Source organism: Rhodococcus sp. NPDC057014 (assembly GCF_042673295.1).
Taxonomy (GTDB): Bacteria; Actinomycetota; Actinomycetes; order Mycobacteriales; family Mycobacteriaceae; genus Rhodococcus_F.
The window spans coordinates 1-11430 of record NZ_JBHUSF010000299.1 but is presented as its reverse complement, the minus strand read 5'-3'; the positions used below and the strand labels follow the sequence as shown (position 1 = coordinate 11430).

The 11430-nt window shown below is 69.0% G+C and carries 11 protein-coding genes; 1 reads left to right on the top strand and 10 read right to left on the bottom strand.

Features of this window, described 5'->3' with window-relative positions; translation table 11 throughout:
- Window positions 1-24: 24 nt before the first annotated feature.
- The 10 genes from ACFTZB_RS36525 to glyA all read right to left on the bottom strand — a co-directional run bounded on the left by ACFTZB_RS36525 (window position 25) and on the right by glyA (window position 10606).
- Entirely contained in the window at window positions 25-717 is a 693-nt protein-coding gene (locus ACFTZB_RS36525) for a hypothetical protein (RefSeq protein ID WP_378439383.1), read from the bottom strand.
- Between the two features lies 1 nt (window position 718).
- Entirely contained in the window at window positions 719-2101 is a 1383-nt protein-coding gene (locus ACFTZB_RS36520; RefSeq protein ID WP_378439381.1) for an L-serine ammonia-lyase, read from the bottom strand.
- A 4-nt stretch (window positions 2102-2105) separates the two neighbouring features.
- On the bottom strand, window positions 2106-2519 hold the full coding sequence (locus ACFTZB_RS36515) for a glycine cleavage system protein H (protein WP_378439379.1): 414 nt from the start codon (window positions 2517-2519) through the stop codon (window positions 2106-2108).
- A 153-nt stretch (window positions 2520-2672) separates the two neighbouring features.
- On the bottom strand, window positions 2673-3332 hold the full coding sequence (locus ACFTZB_RS36510) for an aminotransferase class IV (protein WP_378439377.1): 660 nt from the start codon (window positions 3330-3332) through the stop codon (window positions 2673-2675).
- Entirely contained in the window at window positions 3329-4237 is a 909-nt protein-coding gene (gene folP, locus ACFTZB_RS36505) for a dihydropteroate synthase (protein WP_378439375.1), read from the bottom strand. The genes ACFTZB_RS36510 and folP overlap by 4 nt, the downstream gene beginning before the upstream one ends.
- 73 nt (window positions 4238-4310) lie before the next feature.
- Window positions 4311-4904 carry a sarcosine oxidase subunit gamma gene (locus ACFTZB_RS36500; protein WP_378439373.1) on the bottom strand — a complete coding sequence of 198 codons (594 nt, stop codon included), beginning with the start codon at window positions 4902-4904 and terminating at the stop codon, window positions 4311-4313.
- Window positions 4897-7758, bottom strand: a complete 2862-nt coding sequence (locus ACFTZB_RS36495; protein WP_378439371.1) for a 2Fe-2S iron-sulfur cluster-binding protein — start codon at window positions 7756-7758, stop codon at window positions 4897-4899. The genes ACFTZB_RS36500 and ACFTZB_RS36495 overlap by 8 nt, the downstream gene beginning before the upstream one ends.
- A complete protein-coding gene (locus tag ACFTZB_RS36490; RefSeq protein ID WP_124389817.1) occupies window positions 7755-8033 on the bottom strand; it encodes a sarcosine oxidase subunit delta in 279 nt (92 codons plus the stop codon). Before ACFTZB_RS36490 ends, ACFTZB_RS36495 begins: the two co-directional genes overlap by 4 nt.
- 12 nt (window positions 8034-8045) lie before the next feature.
- Window positions 8046-9281, bottom strand: coding sequence for a sarcosine oxidase subunit beta family protein (locus ACFTZB_RS36485; protein WP_159924938.1), 1236 nt, complete (start codon window positions 9279-9281; stop codon window positions 8046-8048).
- Window positions 9281-10606: a serine hydroxymethyltransferase gene (gene glyA / locus ACFTZB_RS36480; RefSeq protein ID WP_378439368.1), complete on the bottom strand. Its 1326-nt coding sequence runs from the start codon at window positions 10604-10606 to the stop codon at window positions 9281-9283. Before glyA ends, ACFTZB_RS36485 begins: the two co-directional genes overlap by 1 nt.
- A 113-nt stretch (window positions 10607-10719) precedes the next feature.
- Between glyA and ACFTZB_RS36475 the strand changes: the two genes are divergently transcribed.
- Window positions 10720-11391 carry a GntR family transcriptional regulator gene (locus ACFTZB_RS36475; RefSeq protein WP_276136052.1) on the top strand — a complete coding sequence of 224 codons (672 nt, stop codon included), beginning with the start codon at window positions 10720-10722 and terminating at the stop codon, window positions 11389-11391.
- Window positions 11392-11430: the final 39 nt, after the last annotated feature.

Sequence of the window (11430 nt, the reverse complement as noted above, 5' to 3'; positions counted from 1 at the left end):
GTCATCAGAGCCTGCCGCGGACGTTCACCGATGCAGTGCTCGCGGCAGTCCACTAGCGCCCTCCGGTGAACAGAGGCGCCACGGTTCCAGCAGGGTTTCGTAGTGTGCCCTGGTGAAATCGTGTGTTCCGACGAGATCCGACACCGCGTGCGCAGCCGCCGCGTCGCGCACGGCGGTCGCGAGATCGGCACACATCCGCTCGTCCTCGCGCAGGGTCACCCCGTCCATGTAGTGGCGTTCCCACGCGGCGTCCTGGGCGCGGTACCAGGACCTGATCCGGCCCGCTTCCGACGCCGCGTCACGTGCGCAGATCCAGGCGCCGAGGCGCCGGCGGCCGTCGACGGCGCTGCTCGTCCGCGTCAGTGCTCCGAACCGTTCGTCGACGAGTGCTGCCGCATCGACGGCGTGCCGCACGACGTCGTCCCAGTTCGGACCGAAGGCCTGTTCGCATTCGTCCTCGGTCACGGTGAACGAGTCGAGGGCGGCCAGCGCGTCGTCCAGCACGTCGAGGCGGAGAAGGTACGAGTCCGGCAGGGCGCGTCGGCTCAGTAACTGGAATGCCACGAACGCGTCGCCGCGCACCCACGCACAGTGCACGAGAATGTCGAGCACCGACAGTCGGGTCTCCGGCGCGTACGCGCCGCGCGCCGGAACCGGGTGCTGCCGGATGAAATGAGCGGCGCGGGCGGGGAGAAGTCGGAGTTCGTCGGTGATCATGTCAGCACTCGACGTAGTTGACGGGGACGTTGACGGCGAGACCACCGGTGGACGTCTCCTTGTACTTCGACAGCATGTCGGCGCCGGTCGAGCGCATCGTCTCGATCACCTGGTCCAGGCTGACGCGGTGGGTCCCGTCGCCGCGCAGGGCCATCCGGGCGGCGTTGATGGCCTTGCCTGCCGAGATCGCGTTCCTCTCGATGCACGGAATCTGGACGAGGCCTTCGATGGGATCGCACGTGAGGCCGAGGCTGTGTTCCATGGCGATCTCGGCGGCGTTCTCCACCTGTTCCGGTGTGCCGCCGAGGATCTCGGCCAGTCCTGCCGCGGCCATCGACGCCGCCGAACCCACCTCGCCCTGACAGCCGACTTCGGCGCCGGAGATCGACGCCCGCTCCTTGTACAGCGACCCGATGGCGCCGGCCGCGAGGAGGAACCGGACCGCGGTCTCGTCGGGGTCGGCCCGGCCGGCGGGCGTGTAGTGGACGGCGTAGTGCAGGACGGCGGGGATGATGCCCGCGGCGCCGTTGGTGGGGGCGGTGACGATCCGCCCACCCGACGCGTTCTCCTCGTTGACCGCGAGCGCGACGAGGTTGACCCAGTCCTCCGCGAACGCGGGATCACGATGCGGGTCTTCCTGATCGAGCCGGAGATACCAGTCCCGGGCGCGGCGCCGGACGCGCAGCGCACCGGGAAGGAGCCCGTCGCGGGAGATGCCGCGCCGCTCGCACTCGACCATGACGTCGCGGATGTGGAGCAGCCGGTCGCGGATCTCCGCGGCCGACCGGGTTTCGCTCTCGAACTCGAGCATGACCTGGCTGACGCGGTATCCGTGCCGCGCGCAGATGTCGAGGAGTTCCTTCGCGGACCCGAACGACGACCCGCTCGCCGGCGCCGGCCGGTGTTCCGTGCTCTCGGCTTCGGTGACGACGAACCCGCCACCGATCGAGAAGTACGTCTCCCGATGGACTTCCACGTTCCCGGCCGCATAGGCCGTCACTGTCATCCCGTTCGGGTGGAACGGCAGGATCGTCAGCGGATGAAGCACGATCTCGTCCTCGGCCAGCGCGATGTGGTGCGAACCGCCGAGCGCGATGCGCCGCGTGGTCCGCATCGCCTCGAGCCGCTGCTCCATTTCCTCGGTCTCGATCGCCTCGGGCCGGTACCCTTCGAGACCGAGCAGGACCGCGGACATCGTCCCGTGCCCGGCGCCGGTCGCGGCGAGCGATCCGTACAGGTCGACGCGGACATCGGTGACGTCGTCGAACGCGCCGAGCGTGCGCAGGTCGGACACGAATCGCGCGGCCGCGCGCATGGGTCCCACGGTATGTGAACTCGAGGGGCCGACACCGACGGAGAACAGGTCGAACACGCTGATGGTCATCGGATTACACCGCCTCGCTGAGTTCGGTCGCGTACTGCGCGGGTGTGAGGAGTCCGTAGGCGGACGACGTCGGCAGGGGCAGGATCGCGAACAGCCAGCCACGGTGGAAGGGATCGTCGGCGACGAGTTGCGGATTCGCGACGGCGTCCTCGTTCGTCATCGTGACGAGCCCGCTGATCGGCGCGTGCACGGTGACGGCGCTCCGCGCGGACGTCCAGACGAGGGCGCAGGGGGCGCCGGCCTCGATCGTGCTGCGTACTGCCGGAAGTTCCAGCCGGACCGCCTCGACGTCGTCGAGGGCCGTGTCGGTGACGCCCGCGCGGAGCGGAAAGTCGGAGAAGTTCTGTCCCGGTGCGAGGGCCACCCAGCTGTGCGTGGCCGTGAACCGTCGATCCGAGGGAATCTTTCGAGCTCTCATGCCTTTTCCTTTGACAGTAGGGCGTTGGGGTCGCGGACGTCTCGCTGGTAGTCAAACAGGTAGGACATTGATATATCAGTAATGGTGATAACGGTAGGTCAGGCATCGAGGTGGGTCAAGAGGTGATCCGGGGAAGGTTCGGAAGCGGAGCGGCTACGGCCGGAGGGTGGCGGGCAGCACGCCCTTGAGCGAACTCGTCACGGCCAGTGCCTCGGCGGCCAGGAGGTCGCTCGGCGTGAGGATCCGCTCGCGCATCACACCGCGGTCGAGCTGCCACGACCGCTCGACACCCGGCAGGCATCCCGACGACAACGGCGGCGTCCACCAGGCGCCGTCGATCCGGGCGGCGAGGTTCGCGATCGTGGTCTCGGTGACGTGCCCGAGTTCGTTGACGAGCACGACGTCGTCGGCATCGGGGTTGCGGCGACGCCGGCGGTCGTACCGCTCGCGGAGCGTCGTCTTGTGCCCGAGGAGGATGTCGAGGGAGTCGACGGGCTCGTCGTCCAGGACCAGGGATACGCAGGCAGGCGCGACCGGCGCCGCGAAGACGTCCACGTCCACCTCGCCGTCGCGGTGCAGGCGAACCCGGACCCGGGCGGCTCCGGCGCACGACAGCTGGTGTGCGAGGTGGCGCCGGACCTCTCGTTCCCCGAACTCGTACCCGAGGACCGCCGCCGAATGGGCGAGGCGCGACAGGTGACGGTCGAGATGCCGCAAGCCCGTGCGGGGATCGTGATACATCGTCTCCATCAGCTGAACGTCAGCTGTGTCGATCGTCGCGAGCCCCGCTGCGGCGGACACGGAAGTGTTCACAGGGCGGGGTCTCGATTCGGTGCGTGACTGGAGATGGCGGGACCACGATATACGAGCGCACGGTATACCGATACCGCGTCCACGGTGGCGGCGACGTCATGGACGCGGAGGACGGCGGCGCCGTTCTGGGCGGCGATCATCGCGGCGGCCACCGAAGCGGCCTGGCGGTGGTCGACGTCGCGGCCGGTGATGGCTCCGAGCATGCCCTTTCTCGACAGGCCCGCCATGACCGGAAGTCCGATCTCGGTGATCTGCCGGAGTTCGGACAGCAGCCGGAGGTTGTGTGCCAAGGTCTTGCCGAATCCGAAGCCCGGATCGAGCAGGATGTGCTCACGCGGGATCCCGGCCGCGAGACACGACTCGAGGCGGGCGACGAGGAACTGTCGGACCTCGTGCACGACGTCCCGATATCGCGGTGCGTCCTGCATCGTCGCCGGATCCCCGAGCATGTGCATCAGGCAAACCGGGACCTGCAGGTCGGCGGCAGCCTGCAGAGCGCCGGGGAGCCGCAGGGCGCGAACGTCGTTGATCATCGACGCGCCGGCGGCGACCGCCTCGCGCATCACCTCGGGACGTGAGGTGTCGACCGAGATCGGGACCGACGTGTGCCGGGCGAGGGTCGCGACGACCGGCACCACTCGGCCCATCTCCTCCACGACGGACGGCGGGCGGGATCCCGGGCGGGTGGATTCGCCGCCGACGTCGAGGAGGTCGGCGCCCTCGGCGACCAGGGCCAACGCGTGTTCGACCGCGGCCGTGGTGTCAGAGTGCCGGCCCCCGTCCGAGAACGAATCCGGGGTCGCGTTGACGATTCCGCAGACCAGGGGAATGTCGCGTGCGAGCGCGCCGAGCAGTCGCTCGGCGCCGGCCGTCGGGGGCGCGTGCACTATCGAACGGTGGCGCATGGTGCGAACCTCCTTGCAGAGACCGGCCCGGGGGGACGCCGTCATGTCGCCCCCCGGACCGAGAACTGTCGCGTTACACGGGATCGACGCCGAATTCCTCGGCGGCATCGATCAGCCACGCCGCGAGGTACCGGGCGAACGAGGACCGCACCAGGATTCGGTAGTCGGTGCCGCTGTCGTCGAGCGCGATCAGCACGACACCGGCGAGACCGAGCATCGTCTGCACGGCCGATCCCGGACGGAACACCTTGGGGTGCAAATCGATCGAGCAGCCCTTGGCGAGGATGTCGCGGGCGTGCGCTCCGGTGAGCCGGATCGTCGTGCGCTGCCCGGAAACGTCGATCGCGGCGCCGCCGTGGGGGGTCACCGCGGTGCGCAGCGTCCCCTCGAGTTCCTCGGGGGACTGGGATCGCGTGGTGATCAGCCACTCCTCCGGACCGAGCCAGACCGCGGTGACTGCGCTGCCGTCCACGCGGGTCGACGGTGTCGTGGGCAGGTCCACACCGAGTGCGGCGCCCGCCGCCGCTCCACCGGGGCCGCTCGGGTCGACCCACAGGTCGACCATCGAGACGAACGGTTCCTCGGTGATCCGCACCGATTCGGGGAGCGCCGAGAACTTCTGGTCCCAGCCGTGCAGGGGGCTGAGCGGGGTGAGGGTGTCAGCCATCGCGACGTGCTCCTTCGGGATCGACGAGAACGGAACCGGTGACCTCCACGGCCACCAGACGGCCGTCCACCGGGACGTGCAGGGTGTCGCCGACTCGCGCTCGGCCGCCCTTGACGAGGGCGAGCCCGAACGGGCGGCCGAGTTCGGCGCTGAGGTAGCTGGAGGTGACGTGCCCGAGCATCGGGACCGGCGCGGGTGGCAGGTTCCCGTCCAGTACCTCCTCGATGATCTGCGCACCCTCGGGCAGCACGGTCTGCTTGTCGAGCGGCAGCAGTCCGACGAACTGTTTGCGCAGCGGGTTCTGGTTCTCCTGCCGGCTGAAGGAGCGCTTGCCGACGAAGTCGGCCTTCTTCTTCGATACTGCCCAGCTCATCCCGAGGTCCTGGGGGGTGACGGTGCCGTCGGTGTCCTGCCCGATGATCGGGTAGCCCTTCTCGGCGCGCAGGACGTGCATGGTCTCGGTGCCGTACGGGGTGATGGCGAACTTCTCGCCGGCGGCGATCAGGCGCGCCCAGACCGCGGGGGCGTGCCAGCCATTGACGTTGACCTCGTAGGCGAGCTCGCCGGAGAAGCTGACCCGGGCCACCCGCACGTGCAGGTCGCCGAGGGCGGTGTCGCGCCAGGCCATGAACGGAAACGCGTCGTTGGTGACGTCGAGGTCGGGGAAGACCTCACCGATCACGTCACGCGATTTCGGTCCGACGACGGGGAAGGTGGCCCACTGTTCGGTGACGGAGGTGAGCCGGACCTGCAGGTGGGGCCATTCGGTCTGGAGCCATTCCTCCATCCAGTCGAGGATCTTCGCGGCGCCGCCGGTGGTGGTGAAGACCTGGTAGCGGTCGTCGGCCAGGCGCATCACGGTGCCGTCGTCGATGACCATGCCGTCGACGCCGCACATGACGCCGTAGCGGACCATGCCGACCTTGAGGGTGCTCATCATGTTCGTGTAGAGCATGTCGAGCAGCACACCGGCGTCACGGCCCTGGACGTCGATCTTGCCGAGGGTGGAGCCGTCGAGGATGCCGACGCCGGCGCGGACGGCGGCGCATTCGCGCAGCACCGCCGCGTCCATGTCCTCCCCGGGCAGCGGGTAGTAGCGGGGACGCTTCCACTGGCCGACATCCTCGAACACCGCACCGCGGCCGACGTGCCAATCGTGCAGGGCCGTCACCCGTTCGGGGTCGAAGAGGGCGCCGCGACTGCGGCCGGCGAGGGCGGCGAACGCGACCGGGGTGTACGGGGGGCGGAACGTGGTGGTGCCCAGGGTCTCGATCGGGCGGCCGAGGAGTTCGGCGGTGATGCCGGAAGAGATGACACCCGACGTCTTGCCCTGGTCGTGGGCGGTGCCGATGGTCGTGTAGCGCTTGATGTGCTCCATCGACGTCATGCCGGCGCCGACCGCGCGGGCGAGGTCGGCAACCGTCGCGTCGCGTTGGACGTCGACGAACTGGGTGTCCTGCCCCGCGACATCGGGGACCCGCCAGAGCACCAGGGGCTTCGTCGACTCGGGTGCGGCGGAGGTGTCGGTGTCCGCGCCGGGGGCGGAGGCGTCGAAGTTCAACGCGCTCAGAATTTCCCGGCCCGCCCACTCGCCGTCGTGCAGACACCCCGCCAGGTCGAAGATGCCGTTGGCGGAGCCGGCGACGGAGACTCCGTCGAGGGTTTCGCCGGGCACGAACGCGCCCAGGGTCTCCTCGTAGCGGAGCTTGCCGCGGGCCTGGGAGAACAGGTGCACGGCCGGGTTCCAGCCGCCGCTGACGAGCAGTGCGTCGCAGGCGAGCGGAACCGCGGTGCCGGTGTCGTCGTCGCGGGAGGTGACGAGGGCGTGGCTGACCCGGCCGTTGCCGCGGGTGCCGCAGACGACGGATCCGGTGCGGACGGGGATCCCGCGCGCCTCGCATTCGGCCAGCCGGTGGGCGGGGGCGGTGTCGCGGGCCTCGACGATCGCGTTGATGCGGACACCGGCGTCGTGCAGGTCGATCGCTGCCTCGTACGCGCTGTCGTTGGTGGTGAACACGACGGCCTGCTCGCCGACCTTGACGCCGTACCGGTGCAGGAAGGTGCGGGCGCCGTGCGCCAGCATGATGCCGGGGCGGTCGTTGTCGGTGAAGACGACGGGACGCTCGTGCGCTCCGGCGGCGACAAGGATGTGCCGGGCCCGGATCCGCCAGACACGCTGGCGACTCAGGGCGGCCGGGGCTTCGACACCGAGGTGGTCGGTGCGACGCTCCAGGGCGAGGACGAAGCCGTCGTCGTAGTTGCCGAACGCGGTGGTGCGCTGCAGGTGCAGCACGTCCGGATAGGTGGCGAGTTCGGCGACCGCGGCGGTGACCCAGTCGAGGGCGGGGGCGCCGTCGATCAGATCCGTGCTGCCGAGAAGGTCACCGCCGGCTTCGCTCTGCTCGTCGACGAGGACGACACGCGCACCGGCCCGGGCCGCGGTGAGCGCGGCGGCGAGACCGGCCGGGCCGGCGCCGGCGACCAGGAGGTCGGTGTGCACGTGCTTGGCGTCGTACTTCGCCGAATCGGCGATGGTCGCGAGGCGTCCCTGACCGGGGATGCCGCGGGCGACGAGGCCGTCGAACAACTCGATGGTGGTGGCGAGCAGCATCGGCTCGGGGAAGGGTTCCTCGATCTGCACGAGTCCGCCGGTGTCCTCGGCCCACGCGGCGGTGATGCCTCGGGGGCGGCCGAGTTTGATGCTGGTGGTGACCTGGTGGACGCCGTTCGCGAGCAGGGCCGAGCCGAGCGTGTCACCGGGATGACCGGTCAACTCTTTGCCGTCGAACGTGAAGGTGTAGGAGGTGTCGCGGTCGAGGCGACCGCCCTGGCGGGTGCGGAAGGGTGCGTTCACGATATCGTCGGCTTCTGCTCGTCCAAGCGGTAGACGCTGTGGAATCGGTAGGTGGCAGTGTCTCGTACGGCGTTGAACCAGCGCCTGCAGCCGGCGCTGTGGTTCCACCGTTCGGCGAAAAGACCTTTCGGGTTCGCGCGGAAGAATACGAAGTGCGCCCATTCCTCGTCGGTCAGCGACTGCGGGTCTTCCGGGTACACGACGTGGGCTTCGCCTCCGTAGTGGAACTCGGTTTCCTCACGGGACCCGCACCACGGGCATTCGATGAGTTGCATTGTGGCTCCTGGCTAGTGGGCGACGGCGGCGGCGCCGTGCTCGTCGACGAGGGCGCCGGTGACGAACCGGTCGAGGCTGAACGGCGCGATGAACTCGTGCGGTTCGTCGTTCGCGATGGTGTCCGCCAGGCACCAGCCCAATCCCGGGGTGGCCTTGAATCCGCCGGTGCCCCATCCGCAGTTGAGATACACGTTGTCGTAGGGGGTGCGGCCGACGATCGGGGAGGCGTCGGGGCACACGTCGACGATGCCGCCCCAGGTGCGCAGCAGATGCGCCCGGGCGAACACGGGGAACAATTCCACAGCGGCCGCCATCTGGCGTTCGATGATGTGGAACGCGCCGCGCTGGCCGTACCCGTTGTAGGAGTCGACCCCGGCGCCCATCACCAGTTCGCCCTTGTGGGCCTGGGAGACGTACACGTGGATGGCGTTGGACATCACGATCGTCGGGTGCACCGGCTCGAGCAGTTCGGACACCAGGGCCTGGAGCGGGTGGGACTGCACGGGGGTGCGGATGCCGAGCATGTCGGTGAGGGTGGAGGTATGCCCGGCCGCGCAGAGCGCGACCTGCCCGGCGGCGATGTCGCCACGGGTGGTGCGGACCCCGGTGACCTTGTTGCCGTCGGTCACGAAGCCGGTGACCTCACAGTTCTGGATGATGTCGATGCCGGCCTCGTCGGCGCGGCGCGCGAACCCCCACGCCACGTAGTCGTGCTTCGCGATGCCGGCCCGCGGCTGATAGGTGGCACCGAGCACCGGGTAGCGGATATCGCTCGAGATGTTCACCAGCGGACACAGCTTCTTGACCTCGTCGGGTCCGACCCATTCGGCGTCGATGCCGTTGAGCTTGTTCGCCTCGACCCGGCGTACGCTGTCGCGGACATCCTGGAGGCTGTGCGCGAGGTTGAGGACGCCGCGCTGGCTGAACAGGATCGGGTAGTCGAGGTCGTCCTCGAGACCCTCCCACAACTTCAGGGCGTGCTCGTAGATCTTGGCGCTCTCGTCCCACAGGTAGTTCGAGCGGATCAGCGTGGTGTTGCGGGCCATGTTCCCGCCCGCGAGCCAGCCCTTCTCCAGGACGGCGACGTTGGTGATGCCGTGGTTCTTGGCGAGGTAGTGCGCGGTGGCGAGACCGTGTCCGCCGCCGCCGACGATCACGACGTCGTAGGACTTCTTCGGTTCCGGGTTACGCCACAGGAAATCCGGGTGGTCGGGCAGGTGCGCGCCGGGTGGCTGGGTGGCACTCATCAGTTCGCCTCCGTGAGGTCGGGGTAGAGCGGGAACGCGGCGGCGAGGGCGTCGACCCGGGTACGCAGGTCGTCGAGTCCGGCCTCGTCGGTGGCGGGGCGCAGCGCGTGGCTGATGATGTCGGCGACCTCGGTGAACGCGGCCTCGTCGAAACCGCGGGTGGCGAGAGCGGGGGTACCGATCCGCACCCCGGAGGACACCATCGGCGGGCGGGGGTCGAACGGGACGGCATTGCGGTTCACCGTGATTCCCACGCGGTGCAGCCGGTCCTCGGCCTGCTTGCCGTCGAGTTCGGACTCGCGCAGGTCCACCAGGACGAGGTGGACGTCGGTGCCGCCGGAGACGACGTTGATACCGGCGGCTCGCGAATCTGCTTGCAGCAGGCGGTCGGCGAGGATCTTCGCACCGGCCAGGGTGCGCTCCTGACGTTCGCGGAACTCGGGTTCGGCGGCGAGCTTGAACGAGACGGCCTTGCCTGCGATCACGTGCTCGAGCGGGCCACCCTGCTGTCCGGGGAAGACGGAGGAGTTGAACTTCTTCGCCAGCGCCGCGTCGTTGGTGAGAATGACGCCGCCGCGGGGACCGCCGAGCGTCTTGTGCGTCGTCGACGTCACCACGTGCGCATGCGGGACGGGGGAGGGATGCAGTCCGGCGGCGACCAATCCGGCGAAGTGCGCCATGTCGACCATCAGGTAGGCGCCGACCTCGTCGGCGATCGCACGGAACCGTGCGAAGTCGAGCTGGCGGGGGTATGCGGACCAGCCGGCCATGATCAGCTTGGGGCGGTGCTCGCGGGCGAGGCGCTCGACCTCGTCCATGTCGACGAGGTGGTCGTCCTCGCGGACGTGGTAGGCGGCGACGTCGTACAGCTTGCCGGAGAAGTTCAGCTTCATCCCGTGGGTGAGGTGACCGCCGTGGGCGAGGTCCAGTCCGAGGATGCCGTCGCCGGGCTGCAGCAGCGCCGCCATTGCCGCGGCGTTGGCCTGCGCCCCCGAATGCGGTTGCACGTTCGCGAACTCGGCGCCGAACAGTGACGTCAGGCGGTCGATCGCGAGCTGCTCGATGACGTCGACGTGCTCGCAACCACCGTAGTAGCGGCGTCCGGGGTAACCCTCGGCGTACTTGTTGGTCAGCACCGACCCCTGCGCCTGCATCACCGCGAGCGGGGCGAAGTTCTCACTGGCGATCATCTCCAGGGTGCCCTGCTGTCGCTCCAGTTCGGCCGCGATCGCCCGGTGCACGGCGGGATCGAGATCGGCGAGCGAATGAGTCAGCGTCGGGTTCGCTGCTGCCACCTCGGTGAGATGTGCGGTGTCCACGGTCATGGTTCGCCTTTCTGGAAGGTCAGTTGAACTGGAACTGATATATCAACTGGAAAGTAGCGTAAGGTCAGTACCGGACAAAGGTCAATAGCTCCGGAGAATCAGGGAGACGGAACATGAGCCTGGCGCATTCATCGGTCGCGGACACGGCATCGAACGGCGGCACCAACGCCGACCGCGCGTACGAGATCGTGCGCGAACGCCTGGTCATGCTCGACATCCGTCCGGGCGAGCCGATCAACGACGACCGCCTCGCCGAGGAACTCGGATTCGGCCGGACGCCCGTGCGGGAAGCGCTCAAGCGCCTCGAACGGGAGCGTCTCGTCATCGCCTACCCCCGTCGTGGCACGTTCGCCACCGCCGTCGACATGACCGACCTCGCCGACATCTCCGAGATCCGCAAGCAACTCGAACCCACGGCCGCCGCCCGGGCGGCGCGCACGGCGTCGCAGGACGCACGAGCCCGGCTGTCCGCGCTCGCCGACGAGATCGCGGAGATCGACGACAGCGAGGACCCGCGCGACGTCCTGCGCAAGGACGTGCGGGTTCACCGCGAGATCTACCGGACGTCCGGCAATCCGCACCTCGAAGACATCCTCGTCAGCCTCGACGCCCACGCCACGCGCATCTGGTGCCTCTTCCTCGACCGGCTGCCGGACGTCGCCGCCCACGTCCGCGAGCACGTCGCCCTGCTCCGGGCCATCGTCGATGGCGACGAGGACACCGCGTCCGCGCTCACGTTGTCGCATGTCGCGGGGTTCGAGCGGGCCATCCGCGACCTGCTCTAGGCGCTTCGCGCCCGTGAGTGGTTAACGAGTCTCTGGACT

What these genes read in the sequence shown, in the direction of transcription:
- ACFTZB_RS36500 (WP_378439373.1), bottom strand. Translation starts at nt 4,904, where the DNA reads ATGGCTGACACCCTCACCCCGCTCAGCCCCCTGCACGGCTGGGACCAG.
- ACFTZB_RS36485 (WP_159924938.1), bottom strand. Translation starts at nt 9,281, where the DNA reads ATGAGTGCCACCCAGCCACCCGGCGCGCACCTGCCCGACCACCCGGAT.
- ACFTZB_RS36490 (WP_124389817.1), bottom strand. Translation starts at nt 8,033, where the DNA reads ATGCAACTCATCGAATGCCCGTGGTGCGGGTCCCGTGAGGAAACCGAG.
- ACFTZB_RS36525 (WP_378439383.1), bottom strand. Translation starts at nt 717, where the DNA reads ATGATCACCGACGAACTCCGACTTCTCCCCGCCCGCGCCGCTCATTTC.
- ACFTZB_RS36520 (WP_378439381.1), bottom strand. Translation starts at nt 2,101, where the DNA reads ATGACCATCAGCGTGTTCGACCTGTTCTCCGTCGGTGTCGGCCCCTCG.
- folP (WP_378439375.1), bottom strand. Translation starts at nt 4,237, where the DNA reads ATGCGCCACCGTTCGATAGTGCACGCGCCCCCGACGGCCGGCGCCGAG.
- ACFTZB_RS36515 (WP_378439379.1), bottom strand. Translation starts at nt 2,519, where the DNA reads ATGAGAGCTCGAAAGATTCCCTCGGATCGACGGTTCACGGCCACGCAC.
- ACFTZB_RS36475 (WP_276136052.1), top strand. Translation starts at nt 10,720, where the DNA reads ATGAGCCTGGCGCATTCATCGGTCGCGGACACGGCATCGAACGGCGGC.
- glyA (WP_378439368.1), bottom strand. Translation starts at nt 10,606, where the DNA reads ATGACCGTGGACACCGCACATCTCACCGAGGTGGCAGCAGCGAACCCG.